Raw genomic sequence first — 23,663 nt, forward strand, 5'->3', positions numbered from 1 at the left:
GTCCGCGCGGCCCCCGCAGACTGGCCGCGCGGCGACATACACTGCTTACTTGCCGTTACCCTCGTCCCCCGCCGGCGCCCCCCCCCCCCCCCCCCCCCCCCCCCCCACGCCGATAGAGCTTCGACTCACAGACTTGATCGACACCATGAGTGCACCCGCCCGCAAGATCTCTGCGGCCGTTATCGGCTGCCAGGGTTTGGATGTCCTGCACATGATGCGGCTGAAGGTTGCCAGTTCGTTGCTGATGGCCGAGTACATCCAGGCCGAGGTGCAGGAGTGGAGCCACCAACAGGTGGATCTGCTGGTGGCCTGTATTGATGACAGCAATGGCCAGCAATTGCTGCGGGAGGCCAGTCAGCAGGGTTTGCCGGTGCTGGCGGTCACACGCAAGGTATTGTCGGGCCTGAGCATTCCGGGCGTGGCCTACGGCGCCAGCGTCCGCGATATCTACCAGCAGCTGCGACAGCTGCTGGTGGCGTCTGACAACAGCGGCGAGCGTTACAAACCGCGCACGCTGTTCCGCAGTTTGAGTGGCAGCAAAGGCAAGCCCTGCCTGCTGCACATGGGCCTGGTCAAGCTGCTGATCGATGCCACGCATACGCGGGCTACCCTGCTGCGTGATCTGCCCTATGAGAACTTCCTGAAGGCCGCCGCCGAGCCGGGCTGGACCCTGTCGCAGCTCGGCAGCGCCGAGGCCGTGGATGAATGCATGGCCGATGCGGTCAGCACCCATGCCTTCGAGGATTTCTGTTGGCAGGCGGCGGCACGCTCGCCGGAGCCGCTGCTGCAACGGGAGACCGCAAACCCATGCCAGCTGCGCGGCTGGCCGGAGGTCGAGACCGGCAAGTTGCCGGTGCAATGGCTGTTGCCGATGGCGGCGATGATGCGGCGGCCGTGGCAGCCGGGCGAACTGGCGCAGGCCACCGGCACGTCATTGGATGATATTGCCCGTATCATGGCCGCGGCGGCCTGTACCGGGCTGCTTGATGGCAGCGGCAGCGGGGCTGCACCCGCGCAGGGTTCCGGCAACAAGGTGTCCGGTTTCTTCACACGTATCGCCAAGCGATTCGGGCTCAATTTTTCCAAGGGGCTTCAGGTCTGACGGCTATGGCAACCAAGTTGGTTTTTGTCGGTGAAATGGGTGCGGGTAAAACGACTGCGATCCGGTCGATCTCGGACATGGAACCGATCAGTACGGAAATGCCGATCAGCGACGAAGCAGCGCTGGAAGCATTCGAGGATAAATCGCATACGACGGTGGCGCTGGATTACAGCTCCATTGAACTGGGCGATGGTGAGTTGCTGCACGTCTATGGCGTGCCGGGCCAGGCCTACCTGGATTTCATGTGGCCGATCGTGGCGGAAGGCGCAATTGGCGTGATCGTACTTGTGAGCGCACTCAACCCGCGCGCGCTGCCAAGTACGTTGACACTGCTGGAGCGTTTCCGTGCGTTGGCACCGGATGCCTGCTTTGCCGTGGGTGTGACCTGCCAGGACCGCCAGCCTGATTTCAGCTTCGGCGATTTCCGCAATGCCCTTACCGGCGAAGGCCATCGCTTGCCGGTGATGTGGGTGGACGCCCGCGAGACCAGCCAGGTCGATTTCCTGATCAAGGCCTTGCTGTCCTGCCGCTACGCCGAAGCGATTGCCTGAGCTGTCCATTGCAGGAGCGGCGTCGGGTTGTAGGAGCGGCGTAAGCCGCGAAGCCGGTGAGCTGTCAGGCGTGGCGCTTGTAAAGCCCCTGCCGAGCATGGCTCGGCACTACAGCCAGCCGTGCCCTACGCCTCCGGCAACACCTTGCCCGGATTGAGGATGCCGTCCGGGTCCAGCGCCTGCTTGATCGCGCGCATCGTCGCCAGGGTGCCTGCTGAAAATGCCTGCGCCATGAAATCGCGCTTGGCCAGGCCAATGCCATGCTCACCCGACAAGGTGCCGCCCATCTGCAGCGCCAATGCAAATACCTTGGGCAGGGCCGCATGCGCGCGCGCATTCTCGTCCGCATCATCCGGGTGATAGAGGATGTTGACGTGCAGGTTGCCGTTGCCGGCATGGCCGAAGGTGACGATCGGCAGCCGGGCCTGTTCGGAGAGTCGCTGCACGCCTTCCACCAGCGCCGGGATCTGCGACACCGGCACCACCACGTCTTCGTTGATCTTGCCTGGCGCGATGGTTTTCAGCGCCGGTGACAGCGCGCGGCGTGCCGCCCACAACTTGTCGCGCGCGCTGCCATCGGTGGCCACATCCAGCGCCAGCATGCCGTCGCCTTCAGCCGCTTCGGCCAAGGCATTCAACAGGTAGGGCAGGGTGTCTTCATCACCGTCTGCGTCGATCAGCAACATCGCACCGGCCTCCGGTACCTGCGCACCGTTGTGACGCAGCAGCTGCAGGCTGCGGGCATCCATGAATTCCAGCGTGGTCGGCGTCACCGGTTGTGCCATCACCCGCGATACGGCAGCGGCAGCCGCTTCGGCATCGCGGTACAGCACGCGCAGGCCGGCCTGGCTGCGCGGGCGAGGGGTCAGCTTGAGTGTGGCTTCGACGATCAGCGCCAGCGTGCCTTCGCTGCCAACCAGCAGATGGGTGAGGTCGTAGCCGGTGGAATCCTTGGTGTAGGGGCCGCCGCACTGGATCAATTCACCTGTGCCGGTGACCGCGACCAGGCCAAGTACGTTGTCGCGGCTGGTGCCGTACTTCACCGCGCGTGGGCCGCCAGCATTGCAGGCCAGGTTGCCGCCGATGCTGCAGATATCCGCACTGGAAGGATCCGGCGGCCAGAACAGGCCGTGCGGCATCAGTGCCTGTTGCAGATCGCCGTTGAGTACGCCGGGTTCGACCACCGCGCAGCGATCGCCGGGTTGTATCGCAACGATGCGGTTCATGCGTGCGAACGACAGCACGATGCCGCCAGCCGTGGGTACCGCAGCGCCGGTGGTGCCGGTGCCGGTGCCGCGACCGACCAGCGGCACGCCGTGTTCGCGGCAGGCGCGGACGATGGCTTGAACCTGTTCGCGTGTGCTTGGCAGGGCCACGCCTTGTGGCAAGGCATGGCGCCAGGAGTTGTCCTGCGCATGGGCTGCGAGCGAGGTGGCGTCGGTGCGCCAGCCATCGCCCAGCAGCTGTGCCAGGGTGTGCTTGAATGCGTCGGAAAGGGCGGTGTTCACCCGTCCATTCTAGGCCGTGTCATCCGCTGCTGCCGGTCTTGGTGTTCTGCGCTGGCCGCGTGCGTACATGTTCGGGCAGCAGGGCCAGCACCTGCTCAAGGATCCCCGGTAGCGACTCTTCCGAATAACCGCGATGGACGGCGCTGATGCGGCCATCCTGGTCCAGCACGAACATCAGGGGGATGGCCTGTACCCCATAGGCCTCGGCAGCCTTGCCCTTGCTGTCGAGTACGTATTCAAGGTCGAGCTTCCTGTTGCGGCGGGCAAAGTCCACCACCTGCGCGCGCGGTTCGTTCCAGTTCACTGCGATGACCTCCAGTGCGTCCTTGCCAACCACGCTCTGCAGGTGCGCCAGCACGGGTAGTTCGCGCATGCAGGGGCCACACCAGCTCGCCCAGAAGGTCATGATGACCACCTTGCCGCGACGTTGCTGCAGGTCGACCAGTTCGCCAGGCAGGTTCTTGCCGAGTGCGATCGAGGGCGGGAACTCGCCGGCGGCAGGAACTCCAGCGGTGGCGAATGATGGGATGGACAGCAGTAACAGGCAGCAGGACAACAGCAGTCTTGAAGACTGCAGCAGGCGATAGCGCATGGTTTCCCCGTGTGGCTCAGTCGTCGGCGCGGCGGCGCCAACCCTGCGGCGATTGAACCATCTTCCAGCCGATCACCGCCACCAGCAACGGCAGCCATACCCAGCGCAGCTCCGACAGCACCGTCTGCAAGCCGCGCGCGCTGAAGAAGTTGTTGGCGAACGGGGATACGCGGATGGGCCGCCACGGGGCGAACAGACGCTGGTCACTCCATGGCCACCACAGCGCTACACCGAGGCCGCCGGAGGTCAGGGCGTCCAACAACGGATGCGACAGCGCGCAGATGAAGACGAATGCAAACGCCTGCACGCGGCTCGCACGCAGTGCCTTGGCAAAGGCAATGGCCAGGGCCGCCAACAGCGTGGCGAACAACAGCGAGTGGCTGGCACCGCGATGACCAAAGCTGTCGGCGTAGGGGATATGCAGGGCGAAGGCCAGTACGTCGGCATCGGGCAGCATTGCCGCGGCAACGCCCGCGCCCAACAGGCGCGTGGAAATACGTCCGCGCTCGCTGGCGCACCACAGTGCAAGTGGGATCGCGGCGTGGGTGAATATGCTTGGCATCAGCAGTCGTCGACGCGGAAGGCGTCGCGTATCCAGTTCAGGCGCGGCGGCTCGCCACTGGCTTCGACCACATCGAAGCGGCAGGGGCTGTTGGCCAGCGCGGGGTGTTGGTTGAGGTAGAGCTGGGCGGCGCGGACCAGCTTGCGGCGCTTGCTGGCATCGATGGAGGCAGCGCCGCCACCAAACTGGGCTGAGCGGCGGTAACGCACTTCGACAAAGACCAGGCTGGCTGCTTCGCGGTCGTACATCACCAGGTCAAGCTCACCGCCGCGAAAGCGCACATTGCTTGCCCTCCATTGCAAGCCAGCGTTCTGCAGCAGTGCACGGGCAGCGGTTTCCACCGCTGCGCCGCGTTCGTTCTGCTCAGCGGCCATCACCGATGGCGACCGGGCGGCCCGTGCTGAAGGTCGACCAGGCCGGCGTGCGCAGCACGTTGCCGAAACCGTCCAGGTGCAGGGTGCCGGTGGCACCGCTGAGGCCGCCGCTGGTGCTGTTGGCCAGCTTCTCCATGTAGGCGGTGATCTTCCATGCGTCGTAGCCGAAGGCGAACAGGCGGCTGGCACCACCGCGTGCGGTGGGTAACGTGGCGGCAACTGCCGCCGCCGCCGGCAGGCCGGCAACGCCGCGGCTGCTCCAGGCCTCGGTCGGGAAGGCGATGCCATCCAGGGCGACGTCGTCTTCGGCCTTGCCGGTGCCTGCGGTCAGCTGCGAGGTGCCGACACGGCTGACGCCGCCCAAGCCGGCCAGGGCAAGCTGCGGCGCCAGTACGCGCGCCTGGTTGCCCTTGACCGCGAGCAGGATCGCGTCGACGCCGGTTGCCTGGCGCAGCTGTGCGGTGATGTCGGCCGGCACGTCGCCGACAGTGATGGTCGCGGCGATCTTGCCGCCGCGCTCACTGAAACGTTCCTTGAAGGCACCGCTGGAACGACGACCGGCGTCGTCACTGCTGGCGATCACCAGCACATTGCGGCGCTCGCGGCCGAGCAGGTACTCGGCGGCCATCAGGCCGTCGTCTTCCGGGGCCAGCGAGAATGCGGCGTTGCCCGGCGGCGGTGCGTCCTTGCCGCGATTCAGGGCAAGCAGGGGCACCGGCAGCTCGCTGCGGTGGAACAGCGCGTCCACTTCGTCGCGGCCGAGCGGGCCGACAATGAAGTCGACGCCGTTGCCGACCGCCTTGTCATAGGCCGCGCCGGCACCGCTGGCGGTGCCCTTGGTGTCAATGAAGTCGATTGACGGGCGGCGACGGCTTTCGCCGTAGTACGCGGCCAGCAGACCATCACGAACCGAAGCACCGGCGGCGGCCAGGTTGCCGCTGAGCGGCAACAGCACCGCCATCTTCACCGGCGGGCGGTAGCCGTCGGCATCCGCGGCCGGGCGCTTGCTGGTATCCAGCGAGGCGGTGTCGCGGTCGAACGGACGCGGCAGCGGCAGGCCACGGCCGATCAGGGCGCGGCCGGCGTGGTTGTAAAGCGGATCACCGACCGGCAGCGCGGCGGCGCGGCTGCTCAGGGTGGCGTCGTTCAGGCCGGCCAGCAGGCGGGTGATGGCGCGCTGGTTGTCATTGCGCTCGCTGCCGCTGAGCAGGGCGCCGGCACGGGCGCGCTCGGCAGCCGCGGCGAAGGCATCGCCGGTGGCTTCCAGCGCCTGCGCGCGGGCCAGGTACCAGCGTGCCTGCAGTGGCGCCGGCAGCGCTGCCGGATTCTCGGTCAATACCTGCAGCACGGTGGCCGGCTGCTTGTCGCCCAGCGCCAGCTCGGCCTGCAACAGGTTGAACCGCTGGCGGGTGGCGCCAGACAGCTGGCGCGGCTGCACCTGTGCCATCAGCATGCGCGCACGCGCGCTGTCACCGGCTTCCTGCCAGGCAAAGGCGGCATCGGCCAGCAAGGGGCTCTTGGCGGCGCCACGTACCAGTGCGGCCTGGGCTTCCAGTTGCTGTGCGGCGTCGCGCGGTTTGCCTTGTTCAAGCAGGGCGATGGCGGCCTGCTGGGCGGGGGAGCTGGTCGGCGCTACGCTGGTGGTGGCGCAGCCGACGAACAGCAGCATCGACAGTGACAGGGCGGAAATCCGTGCGGCTGGCTTGTTCATTTGAGGTCCGTTCGACAGGGCGCGGCAGTGCCGGGCGGGGGAAACGGTACGATTCTACCCTTGGCCCACGGAAATACCGATGATGAGTACTGCTGCTGCCACCTTGTATGTCGTTGCCACGCCGATTGGCAACCTTGGCGATCTGAGCCCGCGTGCACAGGAGGTGCTGCGTTCGGTGGCCGCCATCTGCGCGGAAGACACCCGTCATACCGGTCAGCTGTTATCGCATTTCGGCATCAGCAAACCCTTGGTGGCGCTGCACGACCACAACGAAGAAGCGATGGCCGAACGCATCGTGGCGCGCCTGCTGGGCGGTGAGTCGTTGGCGGTGGTCAGCGATGCCGGCACGCCGCTGGTCAGCGACCCGGGCTTCCGTCTGGTGCGCGCGGCGCGTGTGGCCGGGGTCAAGGTCAGCCCAATCCCAGGCGCCTGCGCGGCAATTGCCGCCCTGAGCGTGGCCGGGTTGCCCAGTGATCGCTTTGTATTTGAAGGTTTCCTGCCGGCCAAGGGCGCGGCCCGACGTGAGCGCCTGAACAAGCTGGCGGCCGAGACCGGTACTTTGGTGTTCTATGAGTCCTCGCACCGAATCGCCGAATCACTGACTGACATGGCGGCGGCCTTTGGTGGTGAACGTCCGGCGGTGGTGGCGCGCGAATTGACCAAACTGTTCGAAACCGTGCTCGATGGCAGCCTGGAGCAACTGCTGGACAAGGTGCTGGCCGACGATAACCAGCGCAAGGGCGAGTTCGTGGTGATGGTGCAGGGCGCCGGCGACGACGAGGAAGCAAAAGTTGCCGAGGGACGCCGCTTGTACGCCAAATTGAACGAGCACCTGCCGCCTTCCACAGCTGCCAAGCTGGCGGCCGAACTGAGCGGCGCGCCGCGCAAGGCTTTGTATGGACAGGGCAGCAACGACTGAGGCGATGTGGGCGGCGGCCGATGCTGCCAGCCTGCGCCAGCAACTGGACCTGCGCGAGCACCCGCTGGCGGGTGGCACTGGCGGCGAGATCAAGACCCAGCGCGAGCGCTGGATGATGGTGCGCTGGTTGACCGCCTGGGCATCGGAACTGGTCTATCCGCTGCGGGTGCGTAAACGCGAAAGCCCGGACTTCATGTTGGACACGGGTAATGAGCGGGTCGGCGTGGAATGCATGGAAGTGGTGCCTGAGGCCTTCAAGCAGGTGCAGGCCAAGTTGAACGGCATCAACTCCGGCTGGGTGCGGCCGGTGCCGCAGCATCGCGCCGAGGAGGCGCGGGCCGAATGGGATAGTCCGCTGCTGCGGCAGTTGCTGGCTGACACCTATGAGGGCAGTCCATGGGCGGGCGATGAGCCCGAGCGGCTGTGGGTGGAAGTGATGCGCTGGGCAGTGGAGAAGAAGCGCCAAGTCCTGCACAAGCCGGGCTATGCGCGGCAATCGCGCAATGTGTTGCTGCTGTACGACAATTGGCCGTTGCCGGCAGTGGCTTTCGTCGAAGATGCCGATCCCGCAGTGCTGCGCAGCTGGGCTCTGGCCGCCCTGGATGAATTGTCACGGCAGTTGCTGGGCAGCGGCGCGCACGCGGACTTCCAGCAGATCGACATCCTGCATGAAGGTTGGTTGCTCTCATTCACGCATGACGGCGTGCGACCGCTGCGTTACCGGATGCTTGCAGCTGAATGAAATGATCGGCCGGTGTGGTGCTGGACGTGCGACAATACGCGCGGCGGAGTCGGCCAGACAGTCGCGTCATTCCTTCGGGAATGCCGAGGAAAGTCCGGGCTCCACAGGGCAAGGTGCCAGGTAACGCCTGGGCGGCGCGAGCCGACGGAAAGTGCAACAGAAAGATACCGCCGAACGGCCTTCGGGTGCGTGGTAAGGGTGAAATGGTGCGGTAAGAGCGCACCGCGAGTCTGGTAACAGACCGGTACGGCAAACCCCACCTGGAGCAAGACCAAATAGGGACCTAATGGCGTGGCCCGCGTCGGGTCCGGGTAGGTTGCTTGAGCGTTACGGTGACGTAGCGCCTAGAGGAATGACTGTCCACGACAAAACCCGGCTTATCGGCCGGCTCCGCCGCTTTTTCTGCCCGCCGGGCAGAAAAAGCCCCAAAGTTTTGCGTGGCAAAACTTTGGGCCCCAGGCCTTTAGCCTTCCAATTCCCCGCGCCTGTCGGCGCGCCCCCTTTACTAAAGGGGGCTGTTGCTCTTCGGATTTTTTGCTTGGCTCGCTGTGCATCGTGGTGGGGAAAGTGCGGCTGTAGCTTTTGTGGCTGTGGCTTTTGCTCTGCTTTCGGCTCCAGTTCTAGCCCTGATTGTGATTGTGGTTGTGGCTCTTGCTCTTGCCTCTGCCTCTGGCTTTTGCTGAGGCTTTGGCTTTGGCTTTGGCTCTGGCTGTTGCTGTTGCTGTTGCTGTTGCTGTTGCCGTGGCTTTGGCCTTGGCTGTTGTTCCTGCCTTGCTGTGTTCTTTCCCTTCTCCCGCTTGCGGGGGAAGGTGCCCGTAGGGCGGATGGGGGAGCTTTTGATCTTGCTTTCGCTGTGGGTCAAAGCCAAAGCCAAAGCCAAAGCCAAAGCACCCCTCCCTAACCCTCCCCTTCGCCTGCGGCGAAAGGGAGGGGATCAAGCTGCGGCGAAAGGGGGGCTAGGAGCCAAAGCCTTCTTTCCCAATCTCCATGCGTGTCTCCCCCAGATACACGCCATCCGGGCCGAAACTGCGTTCGTGGATGAAACCGCCGCCATCATGGTCGATCGCCACGATGGTGCTGGCGCGGGTGCCATAGTCGGTTCCGCGTATGAAGGCGCTCGATAGCAATCGCTCCAACTCCAGTGGAACGCCGGTAGATGGCAGTTGAGCGTCCTGCGCCTGCTGCTCATCGGCCAGCGCCGCCCAGAGCGGCTCCAGACCGTCACTACCGGCGGCCAACCAATCCTCGAGTACGTCCATCAGGCGCCGGGTCTTGGGCCAGGGGGCATCCAGTGCGCCGTTCGACATGCCGTGCACGCCTGGCGCTAGATCCTGCCGGGCCTGCGGATGGTTGCCCAGATAGCTACAGCTTTCAGCGTCGGCGACCAATAGATTGAACGGTGCGAACTCTGGCGCCCGGCTGGCCAGGGTGTCGGCACAGTCCGTGGCCGGCTGTCCGCCAGCCAGGTAGCTGGCGATCAGCTCGCCGCGCGAAGGGCCGCCGGTGGCTGCGCTTGGGTCTCGCACATTGGTGACCACGGCGGCTTGCCCGCGCAGATTCACGCCCATCCAGCTGCCGCCGGAACGCAGGTCGCGGCCGGCGATCACGTTGTCATGGGGCCATGGCCAGCGCTGCATTGGCGCGGTGGGGCGGGCGTGGAACTCGTCACGGTTGCCGACCATGAGCAGGCGCCAATGCGGGTGGGTTTTCCAGGCGAGGGCGACAAGACACATGCACGGAGTGTGCCGTTTTGCGCGCGCGTGAGCCATACGCGGCTGAATGGCGGCTGGGCTGCGGCTCGCTTTTCACGCTGTCTCTACACCACTGAATTTCATACAAATCTCAAAATTTGAGACGAAACAGTAACTTGTGGATAAACCTTGAACAACTCTCTAAACATTGGCGCAAGCCATTGATGCGGCACGTGATTTTGTGCGCGGAAAGTTGTTGACAACCCTAGGGTCGCTGCTAAGGTGGGCATCAGAGGGAAAACCGGGTTTTTTGTGGTTTTTCGTGGTTCAATGACTTCCCAAGCAAAACGAACGAACGGGTGCCGCAGGCGTGTTCCAGGGTGAGACTGCCATCACGGTTGACGACAAAGGACGCATGGCGGTTCCAACCGCCTATCGCGACCTGGTTGCGCGCGCCAGTGGCAATCGCCTTGTGCTGACCTACAACCCGTTCGAGGCCGGTTGCCTGTGGTTGTACTCAGAGCAGGAGTGGGAGCGGGTGCGGGACGACGTAATGGCAAAGCCCAATACCCAGCGTGTAGTGCGCACCCTGCAGCAGAAGCTTGTCGGCTCGGCCGCTCATCTGGAGTTGGATGGCAATGGCCGTATCAGCTTGCCGTCCAGTCACCGCAGCGCGGTGGGCATCGAGAAGAAAGCAGTGCTGATGGGCATGGGGGACAAGTTCGAATTGTGGAGCGAGCAAGCGCATCGCGCACTGATCCAGCAGACGTTGTCTGACGAGGATCTGGGCGATGGGCTTCTCGATCTCAAGTTGTGAGCCGGGGTGCCCGGGTGCGCGGAGGAGCGCAGGCCGGTCACCCAGCGGTGTCGCAGCCGCCGGCAGCTCACCTGCCGGTGCTGTACACCCAGGTCCTTGACGGCCTGAGGGTGATCGAAAACGGTACTTATCTGGATGGCACGTTCGGTCGTGGCGGTCACGCTGGCGGCGTGCTGCGCCAGCTTGGCGCGGATGGGCGCCTGCTGGTGATGGACAAGGACCCCGAGGCCATTGCCGTGGCCGAGCGCGATTTCGCGCCGGACGGCCGTGTCTCGATCTATCGCGGCAGCTTTGCCGATCTGCTGGACTGGAGCGAAACCGCTGCCGGTCTGGATGGCGTTCTGTTCGATCTCGGCGTGTCCTCGCCGCAGTTGGACGTGGCGGAGCGTGGTTTCAGCTTCGGCAAGGATGGCCCGCTGGACATGCGCATGGACCCGGACTCGGGTGAAAGCGCTGCGGATTGGTTGAACCGCGCCGAAGACCGCGAAATCGCCGACGTGCTGTTCACCTATGGCGATGAACGCCAGAGCCGCCGCATTGCCCGCGCCATCGTTGCCCGGCGCGAGAAGCAGCCGTTCACGCGTACCGCTGAGCTGGCCGAGCTGATCGCCTCGGTAATGCCGCGTGGCAAGGACAAGATCCATCCGGCCACGCGCAGTTTCCAGGCCATCCGCATCCACATCAACCGCGAACTGGCCGACCTTGAAGCCGGCCTGGACGCGGCGATGGCGCGGCTCAAGCCCGGTGGCCGTTTGGCGGTGATCAGCTTCCACTCGCTGGAAGACCGCATCGTCAAGCAGTTCATGAACCGCCATGCCAAGGCGCCGCCGACCAATCGCAGGCTGCCGGAACTGCAGGCCTTCGTGCCGACGCTGGAACTGATCGGCGGCGCCATCAAGGCCGATGACGACGAGCTGGCGATGAACCCGCGCTCGCGCAGCGCCGTGCTGCGCGTGGCCCAGAAGTGCGAGGTGGCCGGATGAGCCGCCTACTGTTGATTGTCCTGCTGGCGTGCACGATTGCCTCGGCAATCGGCGTGGTGTTCATGCGCCATCGCCACCGCCAGCTGTTCGTCGAGCTGTCCAAGCTGGAGCACGCGCGCGACGAGCTCAACATCGAGTTCGGCCGCCTGCAGCTGGAGCAGGCGACCCTGGCCCAGGCCACGCGCGTGGACCAGGAAGCCCGTGGCCGTCTGGGCATGAAGTTCCCCGAGGCTGCTGACATCGTGGTGATCCGGCCATGAACAAGCCCAGCCGCAACCGTACCCGCACGCAGTTCAATCTGCGCAACCGCATGCTGATGGTCGGCGTGGGGCTGGGTCTGTGTGCGGTGACGCTGGTTGGTCGTGCCGCGTATGTGCAGCTGATCAACAACGATTTCTACCAGCGCGAAGGCGAAGCACGCTTCCTGCGCGATGTGCCGATCCCGACCTCGCGCGGCATGATCACCGATCGCAATGGCGAGCCGGTGGCGGTGTCCACGCCGGTGGCATCGATCTGGGTCAATCCGCAGGAACTGCTGCGCACGCCCGAGCGTATTCCCGAGCTGGCGCGCGCGCTGTCGCTGCCGGTGGACGAGCTGACCACCAAGCTGACCCAGAAGGCCGACAAGGAATTCATGTACCTGCGCCGCCGGATCAATCCGGACGTTGCCGAGCAGGTAGTCGCGCTGAAGATTCCCGGTGTGTTCTCGCAGCGCGAGTTCCGTCGCTATTACCCGCAGGGTGAGGCGATGGCACACGTGCTCGGCTTCACCAATATCGATGATCTCGGCCAGGAAGGGCTGGAGCTGGCCTTCGACGAATGGCTGCGCGGCAAGCCTGGCGCAAAGCGGGTCATCCGCGACCGCAAGGGCGCGATCGTCGAGAGCATCGACCTGGTGCGCCCTGCCGAGCCGGGCAAGGACCTGACCCTGAGCATCGACCGCCGCATCCAGTTCCTGGCGATGCGCGAGCTGCGCAATGCGGTCACCACCAACAAGGCGGCTGGTGGTTCCATCGTGATCATGGACGTGGCCACCGGCGAAGTGATGGCCATGGCCAACCTGCCGACCTACAACCCGAATTCGATCAGTGGTGCGACCCCGGACACGCGCCGCAACCGCGCGGTCACCGATCTGGTCGAACCCGGTTCGACGATGAAGCCGCTGACCATTGCCACCGCGTTGCAGAACCACGTGGTGACGCCGGACACGATCATCGATACCAATCCGGGTTACATGTCGCTGGGCCGTTACACCATCCGTGACGTGCCGCGTAACAATGGCGTGCTCAATGTCACCGGCGTGATTACCCGCAGCTCGAACATCGGCGCGGCCAAGATCGTGGCGCGTATCCCGGACCAGACCTTCTACGACTCGGTGCGTGGCTTCGGCTACGGCGTTGCCCCGAACAGCGGCTTCCCCGGCGAATCTGCCGGCGTTGTCGCGCGCCCGGGCAGCCCGAGCTGGTATGGCACCACCAAGACCACCATGTCCTACGGCTACGGCCTGTCGGTGACGCCGCTGCAGATCGCGCAGGCGTACTCGGCGCTGGCCAATGGCGGGCAGGTGATCCAGCCGACCTTCATCAAGGGCCAGCGCAACGAAGCACGCCAGGTCATCGACCCGGAAGTGGCGCGCGAAGTCGTGCGCATGATGGAAACCGTGGTCACCAATGGCGGCGCCAAGCAGGCGGCGATTCTTGGTTACCACGTGGCCGGCAAGACCGGCACCGCGCGCAAGAACGGCCCCAATGGCTACGAGCGTGGCCATTACAACCTGCTGTTCGCCGGTGTCGTGCCGGCTACCGCGCCGCGTTATGCGGCGGTGATCGTGGTCAACGACCCACAAGGCTCGCTGCAGTACGGCGGTCTGGTCTCCGCACCGGTGTTCCACCACGTGATGGAAGGCACGCTGCGCTTGATGGACGTGCCGCCGGACGACATCCAGTCGTGGCTGGCCGCGCAGGCCGCCGGCAAGGTGGGCGGCAAGCCGGGTAGCAGTGCTGCGCCGCTACCGATTCCGCAGGACCCGGACGAGGCGCCGAACGCCACGGCCGAATTTGATGCCGCACTGCCGACGGCCGTCGCTCCGACGCCGGCCGCCACGGAGGTGCGCCAGTGAGCCACACAATGAAGTTGTCACAGTTGCTGCCCGATCTGGTCCTGCCGCAGGACCCGCAGATCGGCGGTCTGGTTCTGGATTCACGGCATGTGCGCGCCGGTGATGCGTTCGTCGCAATCGCCGGCTTTGGTGCGCATGGGCTGGGCTTTGTCGAACAGGCCAAGGCTGCTGGCGCGGCCGCAATCCTGTTTGATCCGCCGGCACCGGCCGAACTGCCGGCACCAGCCGATGCCATCGCGGTGCCCGGCCTGCGTACGCGCATGGGCGCGATGGCCGACCAGTTCCATGGCCAGCCCTCGCGGGCGATGACCATGGTTGGCGTCACCGGCACCAACGGCAAGACCTCGACCGTGCAGCTGCTCGGCCAGGCCTGGCATCTGCTGGGCACGCCCAGCGGCTCGATCGGCACCCTGGGTGTTGGCCTGTACGGCGATGTGGTGCCGACCGGTTTCACCACGCCGCTGGTGCTGCAGATGCATGAAGTGCTGGCCCAGCTGCGCGATGGCGGTGCCAAGGCAGTGGCGATGGAGGTCAGCTCGCACGCGCTGGACCAGGGCCGCGTCGATGCCGTGCACTACGACGTGGCGGTGTTCACCAACCTCACCCGCGACCACCTCGACTACCACGGCGACATGCAGGCCTATGGCGCGGCCAAGGCCAAACTGTTCCACCGTCCGGGCCTGAAGGCTGCGGCGATCAATCTGGACGACGCCTTCGGCCGTGAACTGATCACCACGCTGGCAGCCGATGTGCAGGCGATCGGGCTGAGCTCGACCGGTCAGGCTGGCGCTACCATCCGCGCCGAGAAGCTGGTGCTGGACGGGCAGGGCCTGGGTTTCGATCTGGTCATCGGCGACGAGCGCCATGCGCTGCGCTCGCCGCTGCTGGGCCGCTTCAACGTCGATAACCTGCTGGCCGTGGCCGGTGCGCTGCATGGCCTGGGCGAAACCAGCGACAGCATCGCCAAGGTACTGGGCCAGCTGCAGCCGATCCGTGGCCGCATGAACCGCCTTGGCGGTCAGGGCGAGCCGACCGTGGTCATCGATTACGCCCACACTCCCGACGCGCTGGAACAGGCGCTGCGCAGTCTGCATGGTCATCTTGATGGCCGGTTGCTGTGCGTGTTCGGTTGCGGTGGCGAACGTGACACTGGCAAGCGCCCGCAGATGGCGGCGATTGCCGAAGCATTGGCCGACGTGGTGTTCGTCACTGACGACAATCCGCGCGGCGAGAATGGTGACGTGATCGTCGCCGACATCATGGCTGGCTTTGTGACGCCTGCGCAGGTGAACGTGGTGCGCGATCGCGCCCGCGCCATCGACGCCGCGGTCGCACAGGCAGGGGCCGGCGATATCGTGTTGATCGCCGGCAAGGGCCATGAGCCCTACCAGGAGATTGCAGGTATCAAACATCCTTTCGATGACACCGACGTGGCATCGCGCGCGCTGCAGGCACGCAAGACCAATGGCGAGGTGCACGCATGAAGCGCACGCCTCTGTCGCTGATCGCACATTGGGCCGGTGGTGAAATCCACGGCGACGACGCCAGCATCGATGCGGTCAGCAATGACACGCGCACGCTGGCAGCGGGCAGCCTGTACGTCGCCCTGCGCGGCGAGCGTTTCGACGGCCACGACTTTGCCGCCAAGGCGGTCGAGCAGGGTGCCAGCGCCTTGCTTGTCGATCGCCTGTTGCCGCTGGAAGTGCCGCAGATCGTGGTTGCCAATACCGAGCTGGCGCTGGCGAAGATTGCCGCAGCGATGCAGCAGCAGCGCGCTACCCGCGTGTTCGCCATCACTGGCAGCAACGGCAAGACCAGCGTCAAGAACCTGCTGCTGGCCGTGATGCAGCACGCTGCTGCGGTGCTGGGCCAGCATGTGTATGCCACGCCGGGTAACCGCAACAACGAGATCGGCCTGCCGCTGGCGGTGATCGACGCGCCGGAAGATGCCGACTTCGCCATCTACGAGATGGGTACCGGCAAGCCGGGCGATATCGCCTACCTGACCGCCATCGCCGCACCGGACGTGTCCATCGTCAACAATGTCGCCCCGGCACATCTGGAGCGCATGGGCAGCCTGCTGGAGATCGCCAACACCAAGGCAGCCGTCTATGACGATCTGCGCGATGGCGGTGTTGCGGTGGTCAACGCCGACGACGCGTTCTCACCGTACTTCGCTGCGCGCGCTGGCAGCCACCGGGTGATCCGCTTCGGCCTGGAAGTCAGCGCCGACGTCACCGCCACCAACATCGTGCTGGACGAGGCTGGTTCACGCTTCCAGCTGCGCACGCCGCAAGGCGATGCCGAGGTGGTGCTGCAGCTGCCGGGCCGGCACAACGTACTGAACGCACTGGCTGCCGCCTCGATGGCACTGGCCGCCGGTATTGCATTGCCGCTGGTTGTCGAAGGCCTGGCGCAGGCGCGCCCGGTCGCTGGTCGTCAAGTCGCCCACGTGCTGGACAACGGCGCGGTGCTGATCGACGACAGCTATAACGCCAACCCGGGTTCACTGGCTGCGGCGATCACCGCGCTGGCCGCTGGCAAGGGTGAAGGCTGGCTGGTGCTGGGTGATATGCGTGAGCTGGGCCCGGACGCGCAGTCGCTGCACGCGCAGGCCGGCCAGCGTGCCCGCGAAGCCGGTCTCAAGCGTCTGTACACGTTGGGCCCGCTGAGCGCATCGGCATCGGCGGTATTCGGCGAAGGCGGGCGTCACTTCGACTCCCACGCCGCGCTGGCTGCCGCACTGGAAACCGAACTTCATGCTGGTGTGCGTTGCCTGGTCAAGGGCTCGCGCGGCAGCGCCATGGACAAGATCGTGACTGCGCTGCTGAAGCGCGGCGAGGACACTACACATGTTGCTTGAATTGGCCCGTTGGCTACAGCAGTTGGACGGCCTGTTCCGGTTGTTCAACTACATCACCTTCCGCGGCATCCTCGCCGCCCTGACGGCATTGTCGCTGTCGTTGTGGTTGGGCCCGATGGCGATCCGCCGCCTGGCCCAGCTCAAGGGCGGCCAGCCGATCCGCAAGGACGGCCCGCAGTCGCACTTCTCCAAGGCCGGCACGCCGACCATGGGCGGCGGCTTGATCCTGACCACGGTGTTGGTCTCGGTGCTGCTGTGGGGTGACCTGCGCAACCGCTATGTGTGGCTGGTGCTGGTGGTGATGCTGTGCTTCGGTGCGATCGGCTGGTACGACGACTGGTTGAAGATCGCCAAGCGCGACCCGAACGGCCTGAAGTCGCGCTGGAAGTACCTGCTGCAGTCGATCTTCGGCCTGGCGGCTGGTCTGTTCCTGTACAAGACCGCGGTGGTGCCGGCCGAATTGACCTTCTACATCCCGATGTTCAAGTCGATCGCCTTGCCGCTGGCAGGCATCAGCTTCGTCGCGATTGCCTACTTCTGGATCGTCGGCTTCTCCAATGCGGTCAACCTGACCGATGGTCTGGACGGTCTGGCGATCATGCCGACGGTGCTGGTGGCCTGTGCGCTGGGCGTGTTCGCCTATGCCTCGGGCAACGCGGTGTTCTCCAGCTACCTGCAGATCCCGCAGATTCCCGGTGCCGGTGAACTGGTCATCATCTGCGCGGCGATTGCCGGTGCGGGCCTGGGCTTCCTCTGGTTCAACACCTATCCGGCCATGGTGTTCATGGGCGACGTCGGCGCGCTGGCGCTGGGCGCGGTGCTCGGCACCATCGCGGTGATCGTGCGCCAGGAACTGGTGCTGGTGATCATGGGCGGTGTGTTCGTGATCGAAACCCTGTCGGTGATGATCCAGGTGGCGTCGTTCAAGCTCACCGGCAAGCGCGTGTTCCGTATGGCACCGATCCATCACCACTTCGAGCTGAAGGGCTGGCCGGAGCCGCGCGTGATCGTGCGCTTCTGGATCATCTCGGTGGTGCTGGTGCTGATCGGCCTGGCAACCCTCAAGGTGCGCTGATGGACGACTACTCGCGTCAGGCAACCCGACTTGAAGCCATTGGTGGCAGCTACGACAAGTGGCTGCTCGGCGCCGCCGTGGCGCTGGCTTCGATCGGGGTCGTGATGGTGGCTTCCAGCTCCATCGCGCTGACGCAGAGTCCGTTCTATTACCTCACCCGCCACCTGATCTTCATCGCCATCGGCGTGGTCCTGGCTGGCGTGACGATGCGGGTGGAGCTGAAGGAAATCGAGAAGTACAACCAGCTGCTGTTGCTGGGCTGCTTCGCCCTGCTGATCGTGGTGTTCGTGCCGGGCCTGGGCAGCAGCGTCAATGGCGCGCAGCGCTGGATCAACCTTGGTATCTCCAAGTTCCAGACCGTGGAAGCGGTCAAGGTGCTGTACATCGTCTGGTTGTCCAGCTACCTGGTGCGCTTCCGCGACGAGGTCAATGCCACCTGGCAGGCCATGCTCAAGCCGGTCGGCGTGGTTGGCGTGCTGGTCGTGCTGCTGCTGATGCAGCCTGACTTTGGTTCGTCGATGTTGTTGCTGGGCATCACCACCTGCATGCTGGTACTGGGCGGGGCGCAGATCAAGCGCATCATCCTGCCGGTGCTGCTGCTGTTGCCGGGCCTGATCGCACTGGTGATCTTCGAGCCCTACCGCATGCGCCGTGTCACCTCGTTCATGGACCCGTGGCAGGACCAGCTGGGTTCGGGCTACCAGTTGTCCAACGCGCTGATGGCGATCGGCCGCGGCGAGTGGACGGGTGTGGGCCTGGGCGCGTCGATCCAGAAGCTCAACTACCTGCCCGAGTCGCATACCGACTTCATCTTCTCGGTGATCGCCGAGGAGCTGGGCTTCCTTGGCGTGTGCGGCATCATCAGTCTGTACGTGCTGCTGGTCGGCCGTGCGTTCTGGCTGGGCATGCGCTGCATTGAAATGCGTCGCCACTTTGCCGGTTACATCGCCTTCGGCATCGCGCTGTGGATCAGCCTGCAGACCTTCGTCTCGATCGGCGTGAACCTGGGCATGCTGCCGACCAAGGGCCTGACCCTGCCGCTGATCTCCTCCGGCGGCTCCAGCGTGATGATGACCTGCGTGGCGATGGGCCTGCTGCTGCGCGTGTCCTACGAGTACAACCGTGCGGTGCGCCGCCAGGAAGTCCGTGAGGACCTCGACGGCGTCGAAGTTGACGCTGCCGAAGTGCACGGCGCCGCACCGGTCGAGCCGCGCATGGATACCGCGACCTCGGTTGCCGCCGCAGTGCAGAGCAGCGCAGCACGTGGCACCAGCCGCATGCAGCAGCGTGTCGAGCCGACCTTCGGGAGGATTGCGTAATGGCCTCCGCGAACACCAACAAGGACCAGCGTCCGGTGATGATCATGGCCGGTGGTACCGGCGGCCATATCTTCCCCGGCCTGGCCGTGGCCAAGGTGCTGCGCGAGCGCGGTATCCCGGTCACCTGGCTGGGTGCAGACGGCGCGATGGAAACCCGCCTGGTGCCGCAGCACGACATCCATGTCGACACGCTGGCCATCTCCGGCCTGCGCGGCAAGGGCAAGCTGGCCTTGCTGGGTGCACCGATCCGGGTGATGCGCGCGATTCGCAGCGCAGGGTATGTGCTGCGTGATCGCAAGCCGCGTGCGGTGGTGGCTTTTGGTGGTTTTGCCTCCGGTCCCGGTGGCATCGCCGCCCGCCTGCATGGCCTGCCGTTGCTGGTGCACGAACAGAACCGCGCGCCGGGCATGACCAACCGCATCCTGTCGCGTTTCGCGCGCCGCGTGCTGTCCGGTTTCCCGGGCAGCTTTGCCGGAGGCAAGGAAGAGGTGGTCGGCAATCCGGTGCGTGCCGAGATCGCCGCATTGCCGGCACCCGAGCAGCGCTTGGCCGGTCGCAGTGGGCCGATGCGGGTGCTGGTGCTGGGCGGTAGCCAGGGCGCTCGCGCTTTGAACAACGCCATGCCCAAGGCCCTGGCGGCGCTGGGTGACAGCGTCGCCATCGAGGTCTGGCACCAGTGCGGCGAGAAGCTGCACGAAGAAGCGCTGCAGGCCTACCGCGCTGCCGGTGTGGAAGGCCGCGTCGACATGTTCATCAAGGACATGGCGGCCGCCTACAGCTGGGCCGATCTGGTGGTGTGCCGTTCCGGTGCGTCGACCCTGGCCGAGTTGTGTGCGGTCGGTATCGGCAGCGTGCTGGTGCCGTTCGCCGCTGCGGTCGACGACCACCAGACCCGCAATGCCGAGTATCTGGTCGAACGCGGTGCCGCCGAACTGCTCAAGCAGGACGACGCGCTGGCGACCAACCTGGAAGGCGTGCTGCGCACGCTGGCAAACACTCCCGGTCACCGCATGCAGATGGCGCAAGCCGCGCGTGGGTTGGCCAAGGTCGATGCGGCCGAACGCATCGCTGACATCATTCTTGAGGAAGCAGCATGAACACGGCATCGCGCACCCGCGCCAGCCACACCGGAGGCCAGGCATGATTCGCCGCCTCAACGACACCACCGACCTGGTTCGCGCGTTCCCGCGCGTGCATTTCGTCGGCATCGGCGGCACCGGCATGAGTGGCATCGCCGAAGTGATGCTGACCCTGGGCTATGAAGTCTCCGGTTCCGACAATGCCGACAACGCAGCCACCCGCCGACTGGCGCGGCTGGGCGCGCGCGTGATGCGTGGTCACTCCGCTGCCAACGTGCTGGGCACCGACTGCATCGTGGTTTCCAGCGCCATCCGCGAAGACAACCCCGAGCTGATGGAAGCGCGCAGCCAGCGCATTCCGATCATGCCGCGCGCGGCGATGTTGGCGGAGTTGATGCGGTTCCGTCGCGGCATCGCCGTCGCCGGTACCCACGGCAAGACCACCACCACCTCGTTGACCGCAGCGATCCTGAGCGAAGGCAAGCTGGACCCGACCTTCGTGATTGGTGGCCAGCTGCTGGCGGCCGGTGCCAACGCCAAGCTCGGCGGTGGCCAGTGGCTGGTGGCCGAGGCCGATGAAAGCGACGGCAGCTTCCTGCGCCTGAACCCGCTGGTCGCGGTGATCACCAACATCGACGCCGACCATCTTGAGAACTACGGCAACGACTTCGCCCGCGTGCAGGCAGCGTTCGCCGAGTTCCTGCAGCGCCTGCCGTTCTACGGTCTGGCGGTGCTGTGCATCGATGATCCGGAAGTGGCTGCTTTGGCTGCCAAGACCCCGCGTCACGTGATGAGCTATGGCCTGAGCAGCAATGCCGACGTGCGCGCCGAGGACGTGGTGCAGGATGGTCCGCGCATGCGCTTCACCTTGCGCCTGCCGGAAGGCACCAGCGTGCCGGTCACCCTGGCACTGCCGGGCAAGCACAACGTGCTCAATGCACTGGCCGCCGCTGCGGTGGCCTGGCAGTTGGGCGTGGCACCGGAAGATATCGCCTCGGCGCTGGAGAAGTTCGAAGGCGTTGGCCGTCGCTTCAACGACCTGGGCGAAGTCACCACCCACAAGGGTGCGAAGGTGCGCGTGATCGACGACTACGGTCATCACCCGCGTGAGCTGGAAGCAGTGTTTGCCGCTGCCCGTGGCGGTTGGCCGGACAAGCGCCTGGTGGTGGCTTTCCAGCCGCACCGTTACAGCCGCACCCGCGATCAGTTCGATGCCTTTGCAGCGGTGCTGTCGGAAGTGGACGCGCTGGTGCTGAGCGAGGTCTATCCAGCCGGCGAAGCACCGATTCCCGGTGCCGATTCCAAGTCGTTGGCGCGTGCGATCCGTGCCCGCGGCCGCAGCGAGCCGGTGGTGGTCGGTCATGCCGCCGACCTGGGCTCGGTGCTGCCGGACGTACTGCAGGACGGTGACCTGCTGCTGATGATGGGGGCCGGCGACATCGGCGGCGTTGCCCAGCAGGTGATCACCGAAGGTTTCAAGGAGAACAAGGGCGAATGATGTCTGTCGCGCTGCCGCCGAGCCGTACCCACGCAACCGCACTGCGGGCTGCGACGGTGGCCTGCGGCCGCGCTGCAGGGGAGGGCGCACGATGAATGCCATCCTGCGCATGCTCGCCTGGTTGCTGGCCATCGCCCTGGTGGTGCTGCCGGTGGTCGCGGTGGTCAACGGTTGGGTCGGCGCCGAGCGCTGGCCGCTGGCCAAGCTGCGCGTGCACGGTGAGTTCAAGCGGGTGCCGGCGGAAGACCTGCAGAAAACCCTGCTTCCATATGCACGCTCGGGCTTCTTCGCGGTGAAGTTGCAGGACGCACAGGCGGCGGTTGAGAAGCTGCCTTGGGTGGAAAGCGCGCAGGTCCGCAAGCAGTGGCCGGATGTGCTGGAAGTGAGCATCGTCGAGCACCGTCCGTTTGCGCGCTGGGGCAAGGATCGCCTGCTGTCCGAACAGGGGCGCCTGTTCGCGGTGCCGCACGGCCTGGAGAACGCGCCGCTGCCCGAACTCGATGGCCCCGATGGCATGACCACCGAAGTGGTCGAGCTGTACAACGATTCGCGCGCACTGTTCGCACCGGCCGGTGTGGACGTACGCAAAGTCGCGATGGACGCGCGCGGCAGCTGGTCACTGGGGCTGGACAACGGCACCGAGGTGATCATCGGACGCAACGATGCGCGCTCGCGCCTGGGCCGTTTCGTGCGCGTGCTGCCGCAGTTGACCCGCACCCAGGTGCCGATCGTGCGCGCCGATCTTCGCTATACCAATGGATTCACGCTGAGCTGGGGAACCCCGCCGCCGGCAACAAAGCAGACGCAGGACAGGACATGAACCGCAAGGGTGACAAATCACTGATCGTTGGCCTGGATATCGGCACCTCCAAGGTGGTGGCGTTGGTCGGCGAGTACTCGCCGGGCAGCCCGATCGAGGTGATCGGCATCGGCTCGCACGAATCGCGCGGCCTCAAGCGCGGCGTGGTGGTGGATATTGAATCCACCGTGCAGTCGATCCAGCGCGCCATCGAGGAAGCCGAGCTGATGGCCGGCTGCGAGATCCGTTCGGTGTACGCCTCGATCTCCGGCAACCACGTGCAGTGCCGCAATTCGCAGGGCATCACCCCGATCCGCGAAGGCGAAGTGAGCTGGGGCGATCTGGATCGCGTGCTGGAAGCGGCCAAGGCCGTGGCCATCCCCGCCGACCAGAAGATCCTGCATGCGATCCCGCGCGAGTACGTGCTGGACGATTCGCAGGAAGGCATCCGCAATCCGGTCGGCATGACCGGCGTGCGCCTGGAAGTGCATGCCCACCTGGTGGTGTGCGCACAGTCTGCCGCCGCAAACGTCAGCAAGTGCGTGCAGCGCTGCGGCCTGCAGGTGGACGATCTGGTGCTGTCCTCGCTGGCTTCCAGCGTTGCGGTGCTGACCGCCGACGAGCGCGAGCTGGGCGTGGTGATGGTCGACATCGGCGCCGGCACCACCGACATCGCGGTGTTCGTGCAGGGCGCGATCTGCCATACCGCATCGCTGCCGATTGCCGGTGACCACGTCACCAACGATATCGCCCACATGCTGCGCACGCCGACCCCGGAAGCGGAGCAGATCAAGGTGCGCTACGCCTGCGCGCTGGCGCAGATGGCAACCGCCGAGGAAAGCATCCAGGTGCCGTCGGTCGGCGATCGCCCGCCGCGTCGCATGCCGCGTCATTCGCTGGCGCAGGCAGTGCAGGGCCGTTACGAGGAAATCTTCGAGATGGTGCAGGCCGAACTGCGCCGCTCCGGCTTCGAAGAGATGGTGCGCGCGGGCCTGGTGCTCAGCGGCGGTGCCTCGAAGATGGAAGGCGTGGTCGAACTGGCCGAGGAAATGCTGCAGATGCCGGTGCGTGTAGGCATTCCGCAGCACGTCACCGGCCTTGGCGAAGTAGTCGGCAACCCGGTGCATGCGACCGGCGTGGGCCTGCTGCTGATGGGCAGCCAGATCGAACACCCACGGCGCCCGTCGCTGCCCACCGGGCGCGCCGGCAGCATGTTCAACAAATTGAAGAATTGGTTCCGCGGCGAGTTCTGAGCGCGGGACCGGTGGTAGAGCAGTGAGGCAGTCAGAAGGGCAAGCAGTAAGGCAAGACGAAGTGCAGTAACGCAGTCATTGAAGCAAGCAACAACCACCGTGCAGG

General features: G+C 65.5%; 22 protein-coding genes and 1 other RNA gene. 17 read left to right on the forward strand and 6 right to left on the reverse strand.

What is annotated here, in order from left to right:
* Nucleotides 1-145: 145 nt before the first annotated feature.
* A complete protein-coding gene (locus ACVOLI_RS12720; RefSeq protein WP_481614693.1) occupies nt 146-1,102 on the forward strand; it encodes a hypothetical protein in 957 nt (318 codons plus the stop codon).
* Entirely contained in the window at nt 1,099-1,653 is a 555-nt protein-coding gene (locus tag ACVOLI_RS12725) for a GTP-binding protein (RefSeq protein WP_481614709.1), read from the forward strand. Before ACVOLI_RS12720 ends, ACVOLI_RS12725 begins: the two co-directional genes overlap by 4 nt.
* 125 nt (nt 1,654-1,778) lie before the next feature.
* Here ACVOLI_RS12725 and ACVOLI_RS12730 read toward each other — a convergent pair whose 3' ends face one another.
* Genes ACVOLI_RS12730 through ACVOLI_RS12750 form a run of 5 tightly spaced genes read right to left on the reverse strand, consistent with a single transcriptional unit; the run spans nt 1,779 to nt 6,400 of the window.
* Nucleotides 1,779-3,161 carry an FAD-binding oxidoreductase gene (locus tag ACVOLI_RS12730; RefSeq protein WP_481614694.1) on the reverse strand — a complete coding sequence of 461 codons (1,383 nt, stop codon included), beginning with the start codon at nt 3,159-3,161 and terminating at the stop codon, nt 1,779-1,781.
* Between the two features lie 19 nt (nt 3,162-3,180).
* Nucleotides 3,181-3,753, reverse strand: a complete 573-nt coding sequence (locus ACVOLI_RS12735; RefSeq protein WP_481614695.1) for a TlpA family protein disulfide reductase — start codon at nt 3,751-3,753, stop codon at nt 3,181-3,183.
* A 16-nt stretch (nt 3,754-3,769) separates the two neighbouring features.
* Nucleotides 3,770-4,315 carry a metal-dependent hydrolase gene (locus ACVOLI_RS12740; protein WP_481614696.1) on the reverse strand — a complete coding sequence of 182 codons (546 nt, stop codon included), beginning with the start codon at nt 4,313-4,315 and terminating at the stop codon, nt 3,770-3,772.
* The gene (locus ACVOLI_RS12745) at nt 4,315-4,689 is read right to left on the reverse strand and encodes a YraN family protein (RefSeq protein WP_481614697.1); all 375 of its coding nucleotides are present in this window, start codon (nt 4,687-4,689) and stop codon (nt 4,315-4,317) included. Before ACVOLI_RS12745 ends, ACVOLI_RS12740 begins: the two co-directional genes overlap by 1 nt.
* The gene (locus ACVOLI_RS12750) at nt 4,679-6,400 is read right to left on the reverse strand and encodes a penicillin-binding protein activator (RefSeq protein WP_481614698.1); all 1,722 of its coding nucleotides are present in this window, start codon (nt 6,398-6,400) and stop codon (nt 4,679-4,681) included. Before ACVOLI_RS12750 ends, ACVOLI_RS12745 begins: the two co-directional genes overlap by 11 nt.
* 82 nt (nt 6,401-6,482) lie before the next feature.
* Between ACVOLI_RS12750 and rsmI the strand changes: the two genes are divergently transcribed.
* The 3 genes from rsmI to rnpB all read left to right on the forward strand — a co-directional run bounded on the left by rsmI (nt 6,483) and on the right by rnpB (nt 8,457).
* Nucleotides 6,483-7,319, forward strand: a complete 837-nt coding sequence (gene rsmI / locus ACVOLI_RS12755; RefSeq protein ID WP_481614699.1) for a 16S rRNA (cytidine(1402)-2'-O)-methyltransferase — start codon at nt 6,483-6,485, stop codon at nt 7,317-7,319.
* Entirely contained in the window at nt 7,297-8,061 is a 765-nt protein-coding gene (locus ACVOLI_RS12760) for a hypothetical protein (RefSeq protein ID WP_481614700.1), read from the forward strand. Before rsmI ends, ACVOLI_RS12760 begins: the two co-directional genes overlap by 23 nt.
* Nucleotides 8,062-8,106: 45 nt before the next feature.
* Nucleotides 8,107-8,457, forward strand: an RNA gene (gene rnpB / locus ACVOLI_RS12765) — RNase P RNA component class A.
* Between the two features lie 560 nt (nt 8,458-9,017).
* Here rnpB and ACVOLI_RS12770 read toward each other — a convergent pair.
* The gene (locus ACVOLI_RS12770; protein ID WP_481614701.1) at nt 9,018-9,794 is read right to left on the reverse strand and encodes an NRDE family protein; all 777 of its coding nucleotides are present in this window, start codon (nt 9,792-9,794) and stop codon (nt 9,018-9,020) included.
* A gap of 328 nt (nt 9,795-10,122) precedes the next feature.
* Here ACVOLI_RS12770 and mraZ point away from each other — a divergent pair, with 328 nt between their 5' ends.
* The 12 genes from mraZ (at nt 10,123) to ftsA (ending at nt 23,557) form a co-directional block, all read left to right on the forward strand.
* Nucleotides 10,123-10,569 (forward strand): division/cell wall cluster transcriptional repressor MraZ, encoded by a 447-nt coding sequence (gene mraZ / locus ACVOLI_RS12775; RefSeq protein WP_282266355.1) that lies wholly within the window; start codon nt 10,123-10,125, stop codon nt 10,567-10,569.
* Nucleotides 10,570-10,583: 14 nt separating this feature from the next.
* Nucleotides 10,584-11,552: a 16S rRNA (cytosine(1402)-N(4))-methyltransferase RsmH gene (gene rsmH / locus ACVOLI_RS12780; protein ID WP_481614710.1), complete on the forward strand. Its 969-nt coding sequence runs from the start codon at nt 10,584-10,586 to the stop codon at nt 11,550-11,552.
* The gene (ftsL, locus tag ACVOLI_RS12785) at nt 11,549-11,812 is read left to right on the forward strand and encodes a cell division protein FtsL (protein ID WP_057633384.1); all 264 of its coding nucleotides are present in this window, start codon (nt 11,549-11,551) and stop codon (nt 11,810-11,812) included. The genes rsmH and ftsL overlap by 4 nt, the downstream gene beginning before the upstream one ends.
* Complete coding sequence (locus ACVOLI_RS12790) at nt 11,809-13,671, forward strand: peptidoglycan D,D-transpeptidase FtsI family protein (protein WP_296250027.1); 1,863 nt, start codon at nt 11,809-11,811, stop codon at nt 13,669-13,671. The genes ftsL and ACVOLI_RS12790 overlap by 4 nt, the downstream gene beginning before the upstream one ends.
* Nucleotides 13,672-13,679: 8 nt before the next feature.
* Nucleotides 13,680-15,155, forward strand: coding sequence for a UDP-N-acetylmuramoyl-L-alanyl-D-glutamate--2,6-diaminopimelate ligase (locus ACVOLI_RS12795; RefSeq protein WP_481614702.1), 1,476 nt, complete (start codon nt 13,680-13,682; stop codon nt 15,153-15,155).
* Nucleotides 15,152-16,534 carry a UDP-N-acetylmuramoyl-tripeptide--D-alanyl-D-alanine ligase gene (locus ACVOLI_RS12800; RefSeq protein WP_481614703.1) on the forward strand — a complete coding sequence of 461 codons (1,383 nt, stop codon included), beginning with the start codon at nt 15,152-15,154 and terminating at the stop codon, nt 16,532-16,534. The genes ACVOLI_RS12795 and ACVOLI_RS12800 overlap by 4 nt, the downstream gene beginning before the upstream one ends.
* The gene (mraY, locus tag ACVOLI_RS12805; protein ID WP_282266363.1) at nt 16,524-17,609 is read left to right on the forward strand and encodes a phospho-N-acetylmuramoyl-pentapeptide-transferase; all 1,086 of its coding nucleotides are present in this window, start codon (nt 16,524-16,526) and stop codon (nt 17,607-17,609) included. The genes ACVOLI_RS12800 and mraY overlap by 11 nt, the downstream gene beginning before the upstream one ends.
* On the forward strand, nt 17,609-18,928 hold the full coding sequence (ftsW, locus tag ACVOLI_RS12810; RefSeq protein ID WP_481614704.1) for a putative lipid II flippase FtsW: 1,320 nt from the start codon (nt 17,609-17,611) through the stop codon (nt 18,926-18,928). The genes mraY and ftsW overlap by 1 nt, the downstream gene beginning before the upstream one ends.
* Entirely contained in the window at nt 18,928-20,025 is a 1,098-nt protein-coding gene (gene murG / locus ACVOLI_RS12815; protein WP_481614705.1) for an undecaprenyldiphospho-muramoylpentapeptide beta-N-acetylglucosaminyltransferase, read from the forward strand. The genes ftsW and murG overlap by 1 nt, the downstream gene beginning before the upstream one ends.
* Before the next feature lie 43 nt (nt 20,026-20,068).
* Nucleotides 20,069-21,505: a UDP-N-acetylmuramate--L-alanine ligase gene (murC, locus tag ACVOLI_RS12820; protein ID WP_481614706.1), complete on the forward strand. Its 1,437-nt coding sequence runs from the start codon at nt 20,069-20,071 to the stop codon at nt 21,503-21,505.
* Between the two features lie 91 nt (nt 21,506-21,596).
* Nucleotides 21,597-22,325 (forward strand): cell division protein FtsQ/DivIB, encoded by a 729-nt coding sequence (locus tag ACVOLI_RS12825; protein ID WP_481614707.1) that lies wholly within the window; start codon nt 21,597-21,599, stop codon nt 22,323-22,325.
* The gene (gene ftsA / locus ACVOLI_RS12830) at nt 22,322-23,557 is read left to right on the forward strand and encodes a cell division protein FtsA (RefSeq protein ID WP_282266374.1); all 1,236 of its coding nucleotides are present in this window, start codon (nt 22,322-22,324) and stop codon (nt 23,555-23,557) included. Before ACVOLI_RS12825 ends, ftsA begins: the two co-directional genes overlap by 4 nt.
* The last annotated feature ends 106 nt before the right edge of the window (nt 23,558-23,663 follow it).

Source organism: Stenotrophomonas sp. STEN029 (genome assembly GCF_056760015.1).

Bases quoted from the DNA above. Each gene is read 5' to 3' on its own strand.
- ftsA (WP_282266374.1), top strand. From the start codon at position 22,322: ATGAACCGCAAGGGTGACAAATCACTGATCGTTGGCCTGGATATCGGC.
- ACVOLI_RS12750 (WP_481614698.1), bottom strand. From the start codon at position 6,400: ATGAACAAGCCAGCCGCACGGATTTCCGCCCTGTCACTGTCGATGCTG.
- ACVOLI_RS12800 (WP_481614703.1), top strand. From the start codon at position 15,152: ATGAAGCGCACGCCTCTGTCGCTGATCGCACATTGGGCCGGTGGTGAA.
- ACVOLI_RS12720 (WP_481614693.1), top strand. From the start codon at position 146: ATGAGTGCACCCGCCCGCAAGATCTCTGCGGCCGTTATCGGCTGCCAG.
- murC (WP_481614706.1), top strand. From the start codon at position 20,069: ATGATTCGCCGCCTCAACGACACCACCGACCTGGTTCGCGCGTTCCCG.
- murG (WP_481614705.1), top strand. From the start codon at position 18,928: ATGGCCTCCGCGAACACCAACAAGGACCAGCGTCCGGTGATGATCATG.
- ACVOLI_RS12735 (WP_481614695.1), bottom strand. From the start codon at position 3,753: ATGCGCTATCGCCTGCTGCAGTCTTCAAGACTGCTGTTGTCCTGCTGC.
- ACVOLI_RS12740 (WP_481614696.1), bottom strand. From the start codon at position 4,315: ATGCCAAGCATATTCACCCACGCCGCGATCCCACTTGCACTGTGGTGC.
- ACVOLI_RS12795 (WP_481614702.1), top strand. From the start codon at position 13,680: ATGAAGTTGTCACAGTTGCTGCCCGATCTGGTCCTGCCGCAGGACCCG.
- rsmI (WP_481614699.1), top strand. From the start codon at position 6,483: ATGAGTACTGCTGCTGCCACCTTGTATGTCGTTGCCACGCCGATTGGC.
- ACVOLI_RS12825 (WP_481614707.1), top strand. From the start codon at position 21,597: ATGAATGCCATCCTGCGCATGCTCGCCTGGTTGCTGGCCATCGCCCTG.
- ACVOLI_RS12745 (WP_481614697.1), bottom strand. From the start codon at position 4,689: ATGGCCGCTGAGCAGAACGAACGCGGCGCAGCGGTGGAAACCGCTGCC.
- ftsW (WP_481614704.1), top strand. From the start codon at position 17,609: ATGGACGACTACTCGCGTCAGGCAACCCGACTTGAAGCCATTGGTGGC.
- ACVOLI_RS12770 (WP_481614701.1), bottom strand. From the start codon at position 9,794: ATGTGTCTTGTCGCCCTCGCCTGGAAAACCCACCCGCATTGGCGCCTG.
- mraY (WP_282266363.1), top strand. From the start codon at position 16,524: ATGTTGCTTGAATTGGCCCGTTGGCTACAGCAGTTGGACGGCCTGTTC.
- ACVOLI_RS12760 (WP_481614700.1), top strand. From the start codon at position 7,297: ATGGACAGGGCAGCAACGACTGAGGCGATGTGGGCGGCGGCCGATGCT.
- ftsL (WP_057633384.1), top strand. From the start codon at position 11,549: ATGAGCCGCCTACTGTTGATTGTCCTGCTGGCGTGCACGATTGCCTCG.
- ACVOLI_RS12790 (WP_296250027.1), top strand. From the start codon at position 11,809: ATGAACAAGCCCAGCCGCAACCGTACCCGCACGCAGTTCAATCTGCGC.